The organism is Pararobbsia silviterrae (assembly GCF_003628125.1).
In the GTDB taxonomy this organism is placed as follows: domain Bacteria; phylum Pseudomonadota; class Gammaproteobacteria; order Burkholderiales; family Burkholderiaceae; genus Pararobbsia; species Pararobbsia silviterrae.
Genome location: NZ_RBZU01000001.1, coordinates 350356 through 368368, shown reverse-complemented (window position 1 = coordinate 368368; position 18013 = coordinate 350356). Strand labels below are relative to the sequence as shown.

The following is an 18013-nucleotide window of genomic DNA, read 5'->3' as shown; positions in this document are numbered from 1 at the left end:
CCCCCTTTCCAGCAAGACACATATTTGATCATCGGCGATATGAAAGCAGCTCACGGTTCTCGCATGGTCGCCGAAGGTGTGCATGTCACCTTCGGCGGAATTGCCGCGCTCACGGATGTCACGCTAAGCCTGAGACAAGGTGAAGTCCTCGGGTTAATCGGACCTAACGGGGCCGGCAAGACCACGATGGTCAATGTCTTGAGCGGGTTCCAGCAACCCACGCGGGGGAGCATGAAGTTGGACGACGTCGCAGTGGGCGTCAAGGGTCCGCATATGACTGCCCGCGCGGGAATCGGTCGGACGTTTCAGGCGGGTCGGCTCTTTAGAGGGCTTAGCGTCGGAGAAAATCTCGCCGTTGCGGCCATGAGCGCGGGCCTCGGAAATCGGCTCGCGAGAAAGCGCGCGGCGGAGATCCTCGACTGGATGGAGTGTCTCGACATGATCGATCAACCCTGCGACAGCCTCTCTTATGGAAACGAGCGCCGTATTGGCATCGGTCGAGCCTTGGCGCTCGACCCGAAGTTCGCGTTGCTCGACGAACCCGCGTCGGGCATGAACGAGGCGGAATGTCAGGCATTGATGCATTTGATTGCCGCGATCCCGCGTGACTTCGGCTGTGGCGTGCTGCTGATTGAACACAATATGGACGTCGTCATGGGTGCGTGTGAACGCATCCATGTCCTCGATGGAGGCAAAAGTATTGCGGAGGGCACGCCTGCGGAAATTCAGTCAAACCAAGCCGTGCGTCGGGCCTATCTGGGCGACAAGGCAACACATCGCGATAGCCAACCGGAGGCAGCCTAAATGTATTTTGCTCAAACCATCGTCGATGCCGCCGCGCTGGGTAGCTTGTATGCGCTTGTTGCGCTCGCGATCGGCTTTGTCTTCGGCATCATGCGTCTGATCAATTTCGCGCAAGGCGACTACATCACGATCGGCGCGTATTCCTTGATTGTCCCGAGCGCGGCCGCCGCGCCCGGATTGATGTTCGGGGCATTGCCGATTCCGTTGATGCTATGCGCGATCATTGCGCTGGTCATCGTGATTGCCTTGGTCACGGAGCGCATTGCGTTTCGCCCGCTGCGACAAACGAATGCGGCGACACTCTTGGTGTCGTCGTTCGCGGTCAGTTATTTCCTTCAGCATCTGGTGATGCTCGTGTACACGAGCCGCCCGAAGTCCATCGATATCAGTCACGGCCTCAATACGGTGATCGGCATCGGCGGATTACGCGTACCTGGCACGGAGTTGATCACGATCGGCGTATGCGCGGCGCTGCTCATCGCTTTGTTGATGTTCTTGCGCTTGACGCCGATGGGCATCCAGATGAGAGCCGCGGCCGAGAATTTTCAAATGGCGCGCTTGCTCGGCATTCCGGCGAACCGCATCATCGCGGTCGCCTTTGCGATCAGCGGCGTGCTCTCCGGTGCCGTATCGATGTTGTTCGTGATGCAAACCGGCACGCTCGACATTCATATGGGTTCGCTTCCGGTGATCTATGCGTTTTTCGCCACCGTCATCGGCGGCATGGGTTCGCTTGCGGGCGCCGTTCTTGGCGGCTTTATCGTCGGATGTTTCGGCGTGTTCCTGCAGGCGTACTTGCCGTCCGACCTCCGCCCATTCCGCGATGCGGGCGTGTTCGCGCTTGTCATTTTGACTTTGCTCGTGAAGCCCAACGGACTCATCGCCAATAGCAATAATCGGGAACGCGTATGATCAACCCATCCGATACCGCACGCATCACCCCACCGCGCGCCGCGCTTCCGCATCGAGTCGAGGCTCGGCTAATCGACTGGTCGCCGTTTCTGTTGATCCTTGTTCCGTTGCTCGCCGGCGCGTCACTTGTCGCGGGCTTCGGAAGTCCGGAGTTGCAGAGCATGGTGACGTTGCTGCTGATTCGCGTGGTGACCGTGCTTGGGCTCTATATCTTCATCGGCAACTCGGGAATTATTTCCTTCGGCCAGGTGACGTTCATGGCCATCGCGGCGTATGCGTCGGCGTGGCAGACGTGTTGTGAAGCGCTCAAGCCGATGGTCATGTCCGGTCTTCCCGCGTTTTTGCTCGATCGGAGTTTGCCGATTTGGGTATCCGCATCGACATCGACGGCCTTGGCGGCCGCGGCGGCGTTTGTCGTCGGACTTGTGCTGATGCGACTGTCCGGACTCGCCGCATCGATTTCGACGCTTGCCGTGCTATTCGTGTGGAACACGGTCTATTCGAATTGGGACAGCGTCACAATGGGCACGGGTTCGATTGTGGGACTGCCGACGTTTGTCACGGTGCCGGTCGCTGCTGCCGGTGCGGCGATTGCGCTGCTGATTGCATTTCTTTATCAAAGATCCCGATGGGGACTGCTGTTGCGCGCTAGCCGGGAAGACGAGGTTGCAGCTAAGGCGGCGGGCGTCTCCCTGTATTGGTCGCGTCTGATTGCGTTCACGATATCGGGTGCGGTCATGGGAATGGCGGGCGTCATGCAGGCGCATTTCGTGGGCACGATCTCCGTGGATTCTTATTTTCTTGATTTGACGTTTATTACGTTAGCGATGTTGATCGTGGGCGGAATGCGGAGTATGGCTGGTGCGGTGGTGGGCGTTATTGTGATTCAAGCGGTCACGGAGATTTTTCGTTGGTTGGAGTCGGGTGTCGAGATCGCGGGGACGACGCTGGCGCTGCCGAGCGGTGTTCAGGAATTGGTGCTTTCGGGCGCCATGCTCGTGGTTCTGATGTATCGACGCGAGGGTATAATCGGCGCACGCGAATTTTCGATAGCGAATCTCAAGCGAAAGAAGCTGCGGGCTAGGCAATGAAGAGTGATTCCACGAATATTCCGGCCACGCCGTCCTTGGTGGACCCCGTGGTCATCGACAGCCGCATGTTGTCCGAGCAAGTGGCCACGCATCTCTTCCGTCAATTGGTAAGCGGTCGCTTACGCGGCGGTCAGCGGATCAATGAAGCGGAGCTTGCGCGGACGTTAGGTATTAGCCGCAACCCGATTCGGGAAGCCATTCGAAAGCTTGAAGAGCGCGGGCTGTTGGTATCGGCGCCGCGGCGCGGCACATTTGTCCGTTCGTTCTCGAAGCAGGACATGGCCGATATTTTCTCGTTTCGCACCGTAATCGAAGCGTTTGCGATTCGACAGGCGTTACCGCGCATGACCCCCGAGGACCATGCGGAACTTCGGGGCATCGTACAGAAAATGGTCGATGCGGCGAAAGCGGGCAATGAAATGGCGCTCGTCGAAGCGGATAACGCATTCCATCTGCGTATTGTCGAGTTGTCGGGTAATAGCCAAACGCTGCGCGGATTTTTGAATATTCGCGCGGAAGTGCAAATGTCGATCACGCTCGTGAAGAATCGCTTCGAAAGTCTTGAGGCGGCTGCGGTCGATCATTGGCCGATTATCGATGCGATCGATACGCGCGACGAGGCTACGGCGGTGAAGGCGTTGGAAGAGCATATTCAGGAGGCTTGGCGACGGATTTCGGCGGCGTATCCGGAGGCGGATGCGGACGAGTAGAACGGCGTGCTTGGGGTGTCTCGCCGGCGAAGCGATATTGCGCTGCTCGGGCTTCGACGGTGAAAACAGAGCGCTCGTTGACATCACTCCGCCGGACTCGCGCTTCTTGCGGATGGGACTTCGCGGGGCACTTCACGGCTCACACGTCAGTGACGGCGCGGTGCGGAGCGTTGGGTGAAAAGCTGTGGCGAATAAGAACGTCATCCGCGCCGTCGATTGTCGCCGCGAAGATGTCGTTCGACGAGGCCAGAAAACAGCAAGAATACGTAGACTCTTCACTTCTGAAACACAGGCGTAGGCCCAACGCACAACTCCTTCAGGGCGATACACGAGTATCCGAAGGGTGTCGCCCCGCTGCCAATCTGTTCGCACGTCACGGTTGAGGCCCACCGCGTACACCTCACGGCGAGCGGCGCTTGTGGCACTCCTTTTGCAGCGGCGGTTCGAGCCATAAAATTCGCCATATGCCGAGCGAATTTGTCCGCAAGAATCGGAGTTCTTGCAAACGAGTCCCGACCTATTCTGGTTCGCAGATAAGGAATATAGGGACACTCGTCATGAGCGCCATCGCATCAAGTTACGACACAGACGATGCACGCTGGGAAGCAATTCGCAACCGCGACTCTGTCGCTGACGGTCACTTCGTCTATGCAGTTCGGACGACCGGCGTGTACTGCCGCCCAAGCTCGTCCACACGACTACCCAAGCGCGAGAATGTAGTTTTCTTTGACACGGCGGAAGAAGCAGAGGCAGCAGGCTATCGAAAAAGTCGTCGAGTTAGAGGTGACCAAACGAGCGTCGCCACCGAGCGTGCGGCGCTTGTAGCTCGCATCTGCCGGCTCATCGACGAAGCAGAAACGCCGCTCAACCTCGAGGACCTCGCCACTCTCGCTGGCGTGAGCACCTTCCACTTCCATCGCTTATTCAAGGCGGAGACCGGACTGACGCCAAAGGCGTACGCGTCTGCATCGCGTGCGCGTCGTTTGCGTGAAGAGTTGAGCAACCCCGACGCCAACGTGACGCACGCCATCTATGACGCCGGCTTCAATTCCAACAGCCGATTTTATGAACAATCTCAGCAGTTATTGGGCATGCGAGCTCGGGAGTACCGCTCCGGGGGCACTGGAACCGTCATTCGTTTCGCAGTGGGGCAATGCTCTCTCGGCGCGATTCTGGTTGCGCAAAGCCAGAGCGGTATCTGCGCAATTTTGATAGATGACGACCCAAACACCCTCGTTCGCGATTTGCAGGACCAATTCCCGAAGGCCCAACTCATTGGCGGAGACGCCGAATTCGAACGACTCGTCGCGCAGGTTGTCGGATTTGTCGAAGCGCCTTCAATCGGGCTCAATCTCCCGCTGGATGTGCGGGGAACAGCTTTTCAGGAACGCGTCTGGCAAGCTCTGCGCGAAATTCCACCAGGCACGACAGCAAGCTACACCGACATTGCCAAGCGTATCGGAGCGCCAAAATCCATGCGTGCAGTCGCGCAAGCGTGCGGTGCAAATCACATAGCCGTCGCGGTTCCCTGTCATCGCATCGTACGGCAAGACGGAGACATCTCCGGCTACCGATGGGGCGTAGACCGTAAACGGGAACTGCTCCGCCGAGAAGCTGCGGCGCCGAGCGCTGAAGACACACAAGAGCTCCAATCATGACGCCTGTCGCAACTCTACTGAAGTCGGTCGATGCAAACTACGTCGCGGCACAACTCGATTCCGAAGGATTCGCCGTGTTGTCAGGCGTTCTCGCTCCCGACCGCGCGAAAGAGCTCGCAGCTCAGGCCGATGTATCGGACTCACTCCATAGCGAATCACTGAGCTCAATAAACCGGGGAGTTGGCCATATGCTGCGATTCGGCGCCAAGCTACCTGGGCCATGGGCCACGTGGCGCGATTCACTTTATCGTTGGTTAGTTCCTGTCGCGAATCGCTGGAATGAAGCGTTGAATGTGGACTGCCGCTACCCGGACAAATTTGAAGAATTCCTTGAGCTCAACCGAGAGGCGGGGCAAGTTCAGCGGTTGTCACATATGAATCGCCTCGGCGAGGGGGACTACCTCGCGCTGCATCAGGACACCGAGGGGACAGCAAAGATCCATACGACGCGATGAAGCCAGGAGTCGATTGCTGGATGTGGCCGGATCGCGGCCGTCGCCTTCGCCAAGCGAGCTGCGACACAAAATACCGACGTATTACATGTGGCTCTATCGGAATGACCGTGCGTGGCTCGATGAGCGCATGCTGGAGTTGCCTCGTGGGCGGAGGGCGGAGAAGCGCAGGGTAGATTGGATTGCGCGAGATATCGCTTTGGCGAGGGCTATTCGATCCGCAGCGCAAGCAATACGTGCCTCCGAGGATGTGCCCATCAGAATCAGCCTGAGCGAATTGGGACGGCGAACCGGCCGATCGTCTTGGCTAGAAAAACAGCGCGCCAAACTGCCAATCTGCAGCATCTTGCTCCAGGACGTGCTTGAAACAGTTGCTGAATTTCAGGCGCGACGCTTACAGTGGTGGGAGCGGCATTTGAGAGATAAGGAGGGACTTTCTCCCGCTCCATCCAAACTGCATCGCGTCGCCGGCATTCCTACTCGCCGTCGTGCTTCCGAGGCCGATAGTTTCTCCCGGCACTAGCGAACACCCGCTCCGGGCACGGCCCCTCCCAGTTCAGATCGATCTGCCAGTCCTGCAGTATTGCCATCACGCTCGTGGAGTTCGCGGTCTTCGGAAGGCCCCTTTGCGCGCAATAGTCAACGAGGACAATCGCCTTGTGCCATTCGACACCAGACGAATCACGAATCTGACCACGCGACCACGTATGAGCTGATGGCTGGGCCAAGGCCCACAAAATCCTGCGTATATAGAAGTGCCACGGCGACTCGCACGCGGCATCCAAAACACGTTTAAGTTGGGGAAACCGCGGCAAATCGATGGTGCTGCTGCGCGTCCAACCAATTCGCCTCAGCAGACGATTCCGAGTCCCATTCTGCGGACACTCGGCACTGTCATAGAAACCGGGCACAGACTGCCGAAGTCTCTCAGCCCATGAGGCATCGTCCGGATGGGCGTCTACCGTAGCAATTTCCGCTGCATTGGTCTTACGTCCTCGGTTGCGATCGAGCGCCGATTCCAGCTTTGTGAGTGCGTCAGGATCTTGCCGAATCAGACGCTTCAATAGGCCGTAATGTTCGCGCCATAGAGCATCCAGATCGCAATTTGCGATTCCATTCGACGCATCAATGACTTGCAGCATCAGATCGCTCTGCTTTGGCTTTGCCTCCGGTATCACCGGTCGAATCGAGCGCAAGCCAATCGGCACAGTCGAATCAAGTGCTATCTGGCGATAGTGCTTAAGAAAACTATCGGCATCTTCGTAGAGGAAGTAGGACAGCAGCAAATGCCGCCCAACGTGAACTTCCCAGGTCGTGCTCGCAATCAGGATATGGAACCAACCTGACAACCGAGCAGTGCGATACGCCGGATCAACATGGCTGACTAGTTCTTCGCCGAACTCAGCGACGAGCTGCCGAATCAACTCTTTGCGATCAACCGTGCCCCCGCGGCTCAGGCCCAGTTCCCTGATGCGCGTCCGGTAGAGTTTGATCAGCCCCTCGCGAGACGCTCCACGCCCCCCCGACGCCAACAACTGGGCAGTGAAGCGAGCAAAACCCACAACGTTCTCGTCGGCAGACAACACACTCGCTTCCGACGTTCCGTCGCTCATGTTGGCGCCGCACGCTGGACATCCATGCCAGGGCGTCATGACCAGGTCGTGCTTTCTCTCAAATGGACATCGACATGTGGGACACCTGTCTAGGAGCGGAGTGCAATGACGAAAGCAGGCCAAAACACCCGGTATCTGGTGCGCGCTGTGGATTGCCGGTGTCCCGTACTTCACTTCGTCTTCCTTCAAGCACAAAGGGCAAAGGCGGGTCCACCCATATGCGCCAACCATCCGTTTCGGAAGACTCTGAAGTACCGCGTCGATATTCTCCCGGTTATCCCGTGCGGAGAACCTCGCGCCGGTAAACATCTCGAGCAAGGGAAACAGCGTACTTTCCCGAAGAAGACGGAGCATCGCTGCGGCTGGTCGGCCGGGAAGGCGGTCACAGAGCGCGCCGATATGCGATGGAACCCAGAAAGTGAGCTGGAACGGATCTCGTCGAAACAGATCAGTGTAGGTGTCCCGCGTGGTCGGGTTACCGCTGGTGACGTGATAACGCCCGACCTGGGAAACCAAGCTTTCGCCCGGAATGGCCGGAGCGCACAAGATCTGCGGCCCGAGACCGGCTTGCGTCAGTACCTCGGGCTCATCGTCCCCGTGCGCCCGATCTCCAGAAGGCCGCTCGTCCGCGGCCTCCGCTTCCTTGATGGCTCTTCCCAAACGTCGACTACCTCACTGGAAGCCCTGTGCAACCCCAAACTCAGGACAAACATATTTGCAAAGAGGCAAACATATTTGTAAAGGGGCAAACATAATTGCAAATAATCACCACACACGCAGACAGAAGCCCCCCCTACTCCACCGTCACCGACTTAGCCAAATTTCTCGGCTTATCCACATCCGTCCCACGCGCGCACGCCGTGTGATACGCGAGCAACTGCAGCGGCACCACGTGCAGGATTGGCGACAGCAGACCATAGTGCTCAGGCATGCGGATCACATGCAGCCCTTCCGCGTTGACGATCCGCGTATCCGAATCCGCGAACACATAAAGCTGGCCCCCACGCGCGCGCACCTCCTGAATATTCGACTTGAGCTTCTCAAGCAGCGCGTCGTTCGGCGCGACCGTGACCACCGGCATCGCTTCCGTCACCAGCGCTAACGGACCATGCTTAAGCTCGCCCGCCGGATACGCTTCCGCGTGGATATACGAAATTTCCTTAAGCTTAAGCGCACCCTCAAGCGCAATCGGATAATGCAATCCGCGTCCAAGGAACAACGCATTTTCCTTGCGCGAAAATTCCTCGGCCCAAGCGATAATTTGCGGCTCAAGCGCCAGCACGCTATTCAATGCCGCCGGCAAGTGACGCAATTGATGCGTGAACGACACCTCTTGCGACGCATCAAGCCGCCCACGCAAACGCGCGATCGTGCACGCCAGCACGAACAACGCCGTCAATTGCGTCGTGAACGCCTTCGTCGACGCCACGCCGATTTCCGTCCCCGCATGCGTAAGGAACGACAACGACGTCTGCCGCACCATCGCGCTCGTCGCGACATTGCAGATCGCCATCGTATGCCGATGCCCAAGCGCCTGCGCATGCTTAAGCGCGGCTAACGTATCCGCCGTCTCGCCCGATTGCGAAATTACCAAGACAAGCGCCTTAGGATTCGGCACCGAATCCCGATACCGATACTCGCTCGCGACTTCGACCTGCGTCGGAATCTGTGCAATCGATTCGAGCCAGTATTTGGCCGTCATCCCCGCATACGAACTCGTGCCGCACGCAAGAATCAGAATGCTGTCGATCCCCTTGAGCACCTCGGCCGCCCCTTCTCCGAATTGCTCAGGCGCAAACACATCGCCGCCCGGAATCGTGTCCGAGATCGCACGCGGTTGCTCGAAAATCTCCTTCTGCATGAAATGCCGATACGGCCCCAGCTCGACCGCGCCGCCATACGCCGCCACGTGCCGAACCTCGCGCTCGACAAACCGCCCGTCACGATCGAGGATCCGCACGCCATCGAGCGTCACATCCACGACATCCCCTTCCTCAAGGAAGATGAACCGTTCCGTGCTGCCCGCCAACGCGAGCGCATCCGATGCAAGGAAATTCTCGTGCTCGCCCACACCCGCGACCAACGGCGACCCCTGACGCGCCCCCACGATCCGATGCGGCTCATCCTTGTGAAACACCGCAATCGCATACGCGCCATGCAAACGCGCCACCGTCGCACGCACCGCCTCGAACAAATCGCCGCGATACACGCTATGCACGAGATGCGCGATGACTTCCGTATCCGTCTGCGATACGAATTCATACCCCTTCGCGCGCAACTCCTCACGCAGCACTTCGTAATTCTCAATGATCCCGTTATGCACGATCGCAATCGCATCGCGCGAAAAAATCGGGTGGGCATTGTCCGTCACCGGCGCACCATGCGTCGCCCATCGCGTATGCGCAATCCCCGTCACCGCTTCAAGCTTGCTCTCGCGAATCTGCTCGTCAAGATCCGCCACACGCGCCACGCTTCGCGCACGCTGCGCTTGCCCGTCGATAATCGCGGCGACACCGCACGAGTCATAGCCGCGATATTCGAGCCTGCGAAGACCTTCAACGAGAATCGGCACCACATTGCGCTTTGCGACGGCTCCAACAATCCCACACATGAGCAATATTCCTGAAAGTAAATTGGCGTGAACGGGCTTGACTCAGGCGCTGCTATTTCGACTTCTTCTTGACCGGCCGCACATACCCCTCGCGCGTCTTCTGCGTCTTCTCATTGAGCACGAGCATATCGGGCGCCACGTCCTTCCAGACCGTCGTACCCGCCGCGATCGTCGTATTGCGCCCCACACGCACCGGCGCGACAAGCTGCGTATCCGATCCGACGAAGACATCGTCTTCAATGATCGTCCGGTGCTTGTTCGCCCCATCGTAATTGCACGTGATCGTGCCCGCGCCGATATTCACGCGCGCACCGATATCGGCGTCGCCGATATAGCTCAAGTGATTCGCCTTCGCACCCACACCGAGCACGGCATTCTTGATCTCGACGAAATTGCCGACGTGCGACTCGTCGCCAAGCTCGGCGCCCGGACGCAAGCGCGCATATGGCCCAAGCACGGTGCGCTCGCCGACGACCGCATCGTCGATCGCGGTATAAGCGGCAATCTGCGTCCCCTCGCCGATCTTCGCGTTACGGATCACGCAATTCGGACCGATCGACACACCGTCGCCGATATCGACCTCACCCTCGAATACGCTATTCACATCGATAAACACATCCGCGCCGCATCGCAACGTGCCACGCACATCGATACGCGCGGGATCTGCGAGCGTCACGCCTTCTTCAAGCAAGCGATACGCAGTATTACGTTGCGCAATGCGCTCGAGTTCGGCGAGCTGCATCTTGCTGTTCACACCGAGCGTTTCCCATTCCTCATCGGGCTGCGCAGTCACGACCTCGACGCCATCGCGAATCGCCGATTCGACGACGTCGGTCAAATAGAACTCCTGCTGCGCATTCGTATTCTTGAGCGCGGCCAGCCATGCGGCCAAGCGCGCGGTCGGCGCAATCACGATCCCCGTATTGATCTCGGCGATCTCGCGCTCGGCCTGCGTCGCATCCTTGTGTTCGACGATACGCACGACACGTCCATGCGCATTGCGCACGATGCGGCCGTAACCCGTCGGATCCGCGACATCGACGGTCAACACGCCATACTGTCCGCCCGCGGCCGCCGCGACGAGACGTTCGAGCGTCGACGCGCGCGTCAGCGGCACATCGCCATAGAGTACAAGCGTGGGTACAGATGCATCGAGAAACGGCAGCGCCTGTTGAACCGCATGCCCGGTGCCGAGCTGCTGCGCCTGCACGGCAAATGCGATATCGGGCGCGCCCACCGCATGCTGAACCTGCTCGGCGCCATGTCCGACGACGACGACGAGCTTCGTCGGATTCAATCCGCGCGCGGTTTCGATGACATGGGAAAGCAGCGGCCGGCCGGCCAGGGGATGCAGCACCTTCGGCAAAGCGGAGCGCATGCGCTTGCCTGCGCCCGCCGCCAGAATGACGATATTCACGGCGTGAATTCCCGGAAGAAATGAAGCGGGATTCTAGCACGCACCCCACACGTCAAATCCTTGACGCGTAAGGGCTTACGGGCTCATTTACAACAGTCGCGACGCACGCGCCCAAGCATCGAAAAGCGACGATTCGCGAATCAATCCTCGTCGAATTTGACGAACGAAATGGCCTGCTCCGCGGGACGCGCGGACTCAGTCCCGCACGGATCTTCATCGAACGCGATATCGCCGTTCTGATCGGCCTGCCCCGTCGCACGCAATCCCTCGAAACCGAACAGATTGCGATCCATCAGATGCGACGGCACGACATTCGACAACGCATTGAACATATTCTCGATGCGCCCCGGGAATCGCTTGTCCCAATCGCGAATCATCGCCTTCATTTCCGCACGCTTGAGGTTCGGCTGACTGCCGCACAAAGTGCACGGAATAATCGGGAATTCACGCAGCTCGGCATAACGTTCGAGATCGAGTTCGTTCACGTACGCAAGCGGCCGGATCACGATGTTCTTGCCGTCGTCCGATTGCAGCTTGGGCGGCATGCCCTTGAGCTTGCCGCCGTAAAACAGATTCAAGAACAGCGTCTGCAGAATGTCGTCGCGATGATGGCCGAGCGCGATCTTCGTCGCGCCGAGCTCGCCGGCCACGCGATACAGAATCCCGCGCCGCAGACGCGAACACAGCGAACACGTCGTCTTGCCCTCGGGCACGAGCTTCTTGACGATGCTGTACGTGTCCTGATTCTCGATATGAAACGGCACGCCAAGCTTCGTCAGGTATTCGGGCAGCACATGCTCGGGAAAGCCCGGCTGCTTCTGATCGAGATTCACGGCGACGATCTCGAAGTCGATCGGCGCGCGCTCGCGCAGGCGCAGCAGGATATCGAGCATCGCGTAACTGTCCTTGCCGCCCGACAGGCAGACCATGACCTTGTCGCCATCCTCGATCATCTTGAAGTCGCCGATCGCCTGGCCGACCTGGCGCGCGAGACGCTTGAACAGTTTGTTGTTCTCGTACTGATCGCGCTGCTCGCGGCGCGTGCTCGGATGCACCCGCGCCGGCGCGGCCGCGGCGTCGGTATGCGCCGACTCGGCCGATGCGCGTTCAGCGGACGCGACGTCAGCGGACGCCACATCGGTGGACGCAAGTTCAGGGGACGCAAACAGTGCGCCGGGCTCGTGGGGAGCGTTCATGTCAGGCTGCCTTGATTCTGAAAACTTCGACTCCGACCGATTCGCAGTCCGGATAGGCATCCGGCTTCTCGGTCGACACTCGCACCGCGCGCACGGACGGATGATCGAGCATGGCCTGTGCGATGTCGTCGCACAGCGTTTCCTGCAGATGGACGTGGCCGGCGGCCACGCGTTGTCCAATCGTGTTGCGCATCAGGTTGTAATCGACCACCTCGGTCAGCTTGTCGGCGACGGATGTCGACGCGGCGAGCGTCACGAACAGATCGATGTTGAAAATCACGCGCTGCGTCCCCGCCTTCTCCGACTCGTACGCGCCGATCTTCATCTGCACTTCGTAATTGCGCAGAAACAGCCGGCGACACTCGGCAAGACTCGGGTGGGACAGGACGAAGGACATGGCGGATCTCGTTCTAATGGTCGGCGCCCGGGCGCAGCGACGGGTTCAGGTGCTCGCCGCCGTCGACGAGCAAGGTCGTGCCCGTGACGGCGCGCGCCTCGGCCAGATACAGCGCGGCTTCGACAAGATCGGCCGGACGCGAACCCGCACGCAGCGGCGTCTTTGCATGCGCACGCTCGAACGCCTCCGGACTCTGGTCGAACGACTGCAAGGTCAGCCCCGGCGCAAGCCCGACCACGCGCAGCTTCGGCGCGAGCGACTCGGCAAGCATCGTCGTGGCGGTGTCGAGCGCGGCCTTGCTCAGCGTGTACGACAGGAAATCGGGGTTCAGGTTGTACAGCTTCTGATCGAGCACATTGATCACGACGCCGCGCAAACGCTCGTCGTCGACCGCGGCGTCGGGCGTCACGGCATGCAGCGCCCGCGCCAGCACAAGCGGCGCGCCGACGTTGATCTGCATCATCCGCGCGAGCGTGTCGCAGCGGAAATCGGTCGCGCCGTCCTCCTCGAACACCGCCGCGCTATTGATCACGCAGTTCGGCACGCCCAGCGCATCGGCCAGATCCGGCACGAGACTCGCCACCGCCGCTTCGTCGGCCAGATCGGCCTCGAGCGCGATCGCCCGGCGCCCCAATACCTCGATCTCCTCGACGACCATCGAGGCTGCATCGCGCGATCGGTGATAGTGAACGCCAACATCCCACCCATGCGCCGCGAAGCCGAGCGCGAGCGCACGGCCGATGCGCCGGCCCGCGCCGGTGATCAGCGCGACACGGCGAGGCGGGTCGGAAAGGGTCGAGGTGATTCGGTCGCTCATTTACAATGCCGGGCTATGGCATCTGATCTTGAACCCGGTAGTTTACCTGCTCCCGACGAGGACGGCCTCGCGCACTCGGCGGCCCTCGTGGAGCGCATCGCACGCGAGATCGAGGCGGCCGGCGGCTGGCTGCCTTTCTCGCGCTTCATGGAACTCGCGCTCTACACGCCCGGACTCGGCTACTACAGCGGCGGTTCGGTGCGTTTCGGACGCCGTCCCGAGGACGGCAGCGACTTCGTGACCGCCCCCGAACTCACGCCCCTGTTCGCGCGCACCGTCGCGCGCCCGGTCGCGGACGCGCTGGTCGGCTCGGGCACGCGCACGCTCTACGAATTCGGCGCGGGCACCGGCAAGCTTGCGGCGGGCCTGCTCGAAACGCTCGATCAATGGTCGATCCCGTTCGACCGCTACACGATCGTCGACCTCTCGGGCGCCCTGCGCGAACAACAACGTCAGACGATCGCGGCGCGCGTACCGCATCTCGTCGATCGCGTCGAATGGCTCGACACGCTGCCCGAGCGCATCGAAGGCGTCGTGATCGGCAACGAAGTCCTCGACGCGATGCCGGTCCGGCTCCATACGCGCGCGCAAGACGGCTGGCTCGAACGCGGCGTCGTCGTCGACGCGGAAGGCGGCACGGAAGGCCATGCGGGCACGACGTCCGGATCCGGTACGCGTTCGCGTTTCGCGTGGAGCGACCGCGCCACGCCGCTCGACGACGCGCTGCTGAGCGTGCTCGACACGATCGACGCCGACGAAGGGTTCGTGACGGAATCGCACGAAGCCGCGCGCGCCTTCACGCGCACGCTCGCCGAAAAACTCGAACGCGGCGTGATCCTGCTGATCGACTACGGTTTCCCCGAGCGCGAGTACTACCATCCGCAGCGCGTCGAAGGCACGCTCATGTGCCACTACCGTCACCGCGCGCACGGCGATCCGTTTGTCTACCCGGGCTTGCAGGACATCACGGCGCACGTCGATTTCACGGGCATCGCTCAGGCCGGCATCGACGCGGGCGCCGATCTGCTCGGCTATATGACGCAGGGCCGCTTCCTGCTCAACAGCGGCCTCGCCGACACGCTGACCGAGTTCGATCCGCGCGAAACGCTTTCGTTTCTGCCGGCCGCGAACGCCGTGCAGAAGCTCGTCTCGGAAGCCGAAATGGGCGAGCTCTTCAAGGTCATCGCGTTCGGCAAAGGCGTCGATCCCGATGCGATCACCGCCTTTGTGAGCGGCGACCGGTCGCACACGCTGTAACGCCCGCCGCGTCGAGCGTCACTTCGAACGTCACTTCGACCGCCGCCCGGCGCGACGCGCCGATCACGCCGCGACGATGCCGACGCCGCAACCGCTGCGGCGTTCGGCCGATGATCATGCGGCGCTCAGCGCACGGGCATCATTCACACCGTCGCAAGGGCCGATTCCACAGCCGCCACACGCGCGGCATGCACCGCATCCTTGATCTTCGCGGGCTGGTCCGCGTATTGCGCGGCCACCGCCCCCGCATCGACGCCGCGCGCCGCGTTCAGCGCATGACGCAAGCGGTCCGCCTGCGGATACGCGCTGTCCTCGAAGCCGAGCCTGCCGCGCGCATCGGCTTCGCAGGCCTGAAGTGCCTGCTCGAACCGGTCGGGCTTGCGCAGGCCGTCGCATCGTTCGAGCATGCGCACGATCGCCGCGGCGCCGAACTCGCGCACGCGATGGACGTTGCCGTGCTCGCGCGCGACGAGCACCGCGAGATCGCGGCAGTCGTTCGGCACCTTGAGCCGATCGCACAACGGCTTGAGCAGATCGACGCTGCGCCCCTCGTGTCCGATATGCCGCGGCAGGATATCGGCCGGCGTCGTGCCCTTGCCGAGATCGTGCGTGAGCGCGGCAAAGCGCACGGACAACCCATGTCCCTGCCGCGCGGCGTGATCGAGCACCATCATGACGTGCACGCCCGTATCGACTTCAGGGTGGTAGTCGGCCCGCTGCGGCACGCCCCAGAGCCGGTCGACCTCGGGCAGGATCCGCGCGAGCGCGCCGCAGTCGCGCAAGACCTCGAACATCTTCGACGGCGCGTCTTCCATGAGTCCGCGCGACAGTTCCTGCCAGACGCGCTCGGGCACGAGCGCATCGACTTCGCCCGCCTCGACCATGCGCCGCATGAGTTCGCGCGTCTCGTCGGCGACCGTGAAATCCGAAAACCGCGCCGCGAAGCGCGCCAGCCGCAGAATCCGAACCGGGTCTTCGACAAACGCTTCGCCGACATGGCGAAATACGCGGTCCGCGATATCGCGCCGTCCCTGATACGGATCGACGATCTCGCCGATCCACGTTCCGTCGGGCGCGCACTCGCGCGCCATCGCGTTGATCGTGAGATCGCGCCGCGCGAGGTCCTCTTCGAGCGTCACGTCGGGCGCGAAGTAGAACTGAAACCCGTGATAGCCGAGCGCGGTCTTGCGCTCGGTCCGCGCGAGCGCATATTCCTCCTGCGTGCGCGGATGCAGAAACACCGGAAAGTCCTTGCCGACCGGACGAAACCCTTGCGCGACCATCTGCTCGGGCGTCGCGCCGACGACCACGTAGTCGCGGTCCTTGACGGGCAGGCCGAGCAAGGTATCGCGGATCGCCCCGCCTACGACATAGACTTTCATGCGATCTCGTCGTAAGCGGCGATCGCGGGCTCGCCCTGCGATCCGGCGATCCATTCGACGACGGCCGGCAAGGCCTTCACCCGCTCCATATACGCGCGCGACTCGGACGACAGTCCGACGGGCTCGTACGACATGAAGCGCATGACGACGGGCGCATACATCGCATCGGCAATGCCGAATTCACCGAACAGGAACGGGCCGTCGTGCTTCGCGAGACAGGCGCGCCATAGCGCATCGATGCGCGACACCGAAGGCCGATACTGCTCGCGCTGACCGATATCGGGCCGACGCATCTTGATGTTCATCGGCATCGCCTCGCGGATATCGCTGAAGCCCGAGTGCATTTCGGCGCTGATCGATCGCGCGTGCGCGCGCTCGATCGGATCGGCAGGCCACAGCCGATGCGCGGGATAACGCTCGGCGAGCGTTTCGGCGATCGCGAGCGAATCCCATACGACATGGCCCTCGTCGCACACGAGCGCGGGCACGCGGCCCGACGGCGAATGTTCGAGGATCCGTTCATGCGTATCCGCCTGCCGCAGCAGCACGAGCACTTCGTCGAACGGGATGTCGAAATGCTTGAGCAGCAGCCATGGACGCATCGACCATGACGAGTAGTTCTTGTTGGCAATCACGAGCTTCATGGGGATCTCTCGGGAAAACGTGCAACGTCGAAGCGAGACGCGTCGTCGCTATCGGCGCGCACCCGCGCGATACTCGTCGAACCGGGCCTGCGTCGCGCTGCCTCGCATGTACTCGAGCGCGGCGGCTTCGAGACTCGTGAGCCGCACGCCGAGTTCGGGCGGCAGCCGCACGTCCGACGTCACATCGATCGATAACGAAGCGAGATTATCGCGCGTCAGTTGCGGTTCGCCGGGCAACATTTCAAAACTCAGCGCCTGCAGATGCGCGAGCGACGACGGCAAGCGAATGATCTTGCGCGGATGTCCGATCACGACGCCCGCGAAGCGCACGAGTTCTTCGAGCGTATAACTGCGCGGGCCGACGACGTCATACGTCGTGTTCAACGTCAGATCGAGATCGAGCGCGTTGACGATCGCGTCGGCCAGATCGCCGACGAAGACCGGCTGAATACGCGTATCGGGGCACGCGAGCGGAATCACGGGAAACAGGCGCTGAAGCTTCGCGAACGTGTTCAGAAAGCGATCGCCGGGGCCGAACACGATCGAGGGCCGGAAGATCGTCGTCTGAAGCTCGCGCGCGTCGCGCAGCACGCGCTCGCCGTCGCCCTTCGAACGCAGATACATGCTCGGCCCTTCGGGGTCCGCATGCAGCGCGCTGACGTGCACGACGCGGCGCAGCTTCGTCGCGCGGCACGCGAGCACGAGCTTCTGCGGGAGTTCGACATGCGCGACCGAAAAACCGGGCCCGTACGGATCGCCGCTTCCGCCGTGCAAGACGCCCACGAGATTGATCACGGCATCGCATCCCGATACGAGCGCCGTGAGCTTCTGAAGATCATGGATATCGGTTTCGACGACGTCGACGGGCAGCATGAGCAGAGACTGCGCATGCGCGCGACGCCGCGTCGCGACCTTGACGACATGGCCGCGCGCGACGAGCCGGTTGATCACGCTGGTGCCGATAAACCCGGACGCGCCGAGCACCACCACGGTGTTGTGTTCCAATTTCGCCCTCCCGACGTCGACGATGCGCGTGGCCCGTCATGCGCCGC

17 protein-coding genes and 1 pseudogene are annotated in these 18013 nt (G+C 61.2%); 8 read left to right on the top strand and 10 right to left on the bottom strand.

What is annotated here, in order from left to right; translation table 11 throughout:
- Positions 1 to 63: 63 nt before the first annotated feature.
- From D7S86_RS01605 to D7S86_RS30590, 7 genes are all read left to right on the top strand, one after another.
- On the top strand, positions 64 to 804 hold the full coding sequence (locus tag D7S86_RS01605; protein ID WP_205962727.1) for an ABC transporter ATP-binding protein: 741 nt from the start codon (positions 64 to 66) through the stop codon (positions 802 to 804).
- On the top strand, positions 805 to 1716 hold the full coding sequence (locus D7S86_RS01600; RefSeq protein WP_121082576.1) for a branched-chain amino acid ABC transporter permease: 912 nt from the start codon (positions 805 to 807) through the stop codon (positions 1714 to 1716). It begins immediately after the preceding gene.
- Entirely contained in the window at positions 1713 to 2807 is a 1095-nt protein-coding gene (locus D7S86_RS01595; RefSeq protein WP_121082573.1) for a branched-chain amino acid ABC transporter permease, read from the top strand. Before D7S86_RS01600 ends, D7S86_RS01595 begins: the two co-directional genes overlap by 4 nt.
- The gene (locus D7S86_RS01590) at positions 2804 to 3517 is read left to right on the top strand and encodes a GntR family transcriptional regulator (protein ID WP_121082570.1); all 714 of its coding nucleotides are present in this window, start codon (positions 2804 to 2806) and stop codon (positions 3515 to 3517) included. Before D7S86_RS01595 ends, D7S86_RS01590 begins: the two co-directional genes overlap by 4 nt.
- Before the next feature lie 557 nt (positions 3518 to 4074).
- Complete coding sequence (gene ada, locus D7S86_RS01585; protein ID WP_121082568.1) at positions 4075 to 5175, top strand: bifunctional DNA-binding transcriptional regulator/O6-methylguanine-DNA methyltransferase Ada; 1101 nt, start codon at positions 4075 to 4077, stop codon at positions 5173 to 5175.
- Entirely contained in the window at positions 5172 to 5630 is a 459-nt protein-coding gene (locus D7S86_RS01580) for a 2OG-Fe(II) oxygenase (RefSeq protein ID WP_121082565.1), read from the top strand. The genes ada and D7S86_RS01580 overlap by 4 nt, the downstream gene beginning before the upstream one ends.
- A 22-nt stretch (positions 5631 to 5652) precedes the next feature.
- Entirely contained in the window at positions 5653 to 6150 is a 498-nt protein-coding gene (locus D7S86_RS30590) for a TnsD family Tn7-like transposition protein (protein ID WP_420813199.1), read from the top strand.
- Here D7S86_RS30590 and D7S86_RS30055 read toward each other — a convergent pair.
- From D7S86_RS30055 to D7S86_RS01545, 7 genes and pseudogenes are all read right to left on the bottom strand, one after another.
- Complete coding sequence (locus D7S86_RS30055; RefSeq protein WP_240647951.1) at positions 6104 to 7240, bottom strand: hypothetical protein; 1137 nt, start codon at positions 7238 to 7240, stop codon at positions 6104 to 6106. The genes D7S86_RS30590 and D7S86_RS30055 overlap by 47 nt on opposite strands.
- 105 nt (positions 7241 to 7345) lie before the next feature.
- A pseudogene (locus D7S86_RS30585) lies at positions 7346 to 7786 on the bottom strand (TniQ family protein); the annotation flags it as partial.
- Between the two features lie 247 nt (positions 7787 to 8033).
- A complete protein-coding gene (glmS, locus tag D7S86_RS01565) occupies positions 8034 to 9851 on the bottom strand; it encodes a glutamine--fructose-6-phosphate transaminase (isomerizing) (protein ID WP_121082556.1) in 1818 nt (605 codons plus the stop codon).
- A gap of 52 nt (positions 9852 to 9903) precedes the next feature.
- The gene (gene glmU, locus D7S86_RS01560; RefSeq protein WP_121082554.1) at positions 9904 to 11268 is read right to left on the bottom strand and encodes a bifunctional UDP-N-acetylglucosamine diphosphorylase/glucosamine-1-phosphate N-acetyltransferase GlmU; all 1365 of its coding nucleotides are present in this window, start codon (positions 11266 to 11268) and stop codon (positions 9904 to 9906) included.
- Between the two features lie 140 nt (positions 11269 to 11408).
- Positions 11409 to 12464: a tRNA 2-thiocytidine(32) synthetase TtcA gene (ttcA, locus tag D7S86_RS01555; protein WP_205962726.1), complete on the bottom strand. Its 1056-nt coding sequence runs from the start codon at positions 12462 to 12464 to the stop codon at positions 11409 to 11411.
- Position 12465: 1 nt separating this feature from the next.
- Positions 12466 to 12861, bottom strand: coding sequence for a dihydroneopterin aldolase (locus tag D7S86_RS01550; RefSeq protein ID WP_121082548.1), 396 nt, complete (start codon positions 12859 to 12861; stop codon positions 12466 to 12468).
- 13 nt (positions 12862 to 12874) lie between these two features.
- Positions 12875 to 13678 (bottom strand): SDR family oxidoreductase, encoded by an 804-nt coding sequence (locus D7S86_RS01545; RefSeq protein WP_121082546.1) that lies wholly within the window; start codon positions 13676 to 13678, stop codon positions 12875 to 12877.
- Positions 13679 to 13693: 15 nt separating this feature from the next.
- Here D7S86_RS01545 and D7S86_RS01540 point away from each other — a divergent pair, with 15 nt between their 5' ends.
- Positions 13694 to 14935 (top strand): class I SAM-dependent methyltransferase, encoded by a 1242-nt coding sequence (locus D7S86_RS01540; protein ID WP_121082543.1) that lies wholly within the window; start codon positions 13694 to 13696, stop codon positions 14933 to 14935.
- A 143-nt stretch (positions 14936 to 15078) separates the two neighbouring features.
- On the opposite strand, the gene D7S86_RS01535 is transcribed toward D7S86_RS01540, so the two are convergent.
- From D7S86_RS01535 to D7S86_RS01525, 3 genes are read right to left on the bottom strand one after another with little or no spacing between them, the layout of a single operon-like run.
- Entirely contained in the window at positions 15079 to 16317 is a 1239-nt protein-coding gene (locus tag D7S86_RS01535; protein WP_121082541.1) for a multifunctional CCA addition/repair protein, read from the bottom strand.
- Positions 16314 to 16961 (bottom strand): glutathione S-transferase family protein, encoded by a 648-nt coding sequence (locus tag D7S86_RS01530; protein ID WP_121082539.1) that lies wholly within the window; start codon positions 16959 to 16961, stop codon positions 16314 to 16316. Before D7S86_RS01530 ends, D7S86_RS01535 begins: the two co-directional genes overlap by 4 nt.
- A gap of 48 nt (positions 16962 to 17009) precedes the next feature.
- Positions 17010 to 17966 (bottom strand): complex I NDUFA9 subunit family protein, encoded by a 957-nt coding sequence (locus D7S86_RS01525; protein WP_121082537.1) that lies wholly within the window; start codon positions 17964 to 17966, stop codon positions 17010 to 17012.
- Positions 17967 to 18013: the final 47 nt, after the last annotated feature.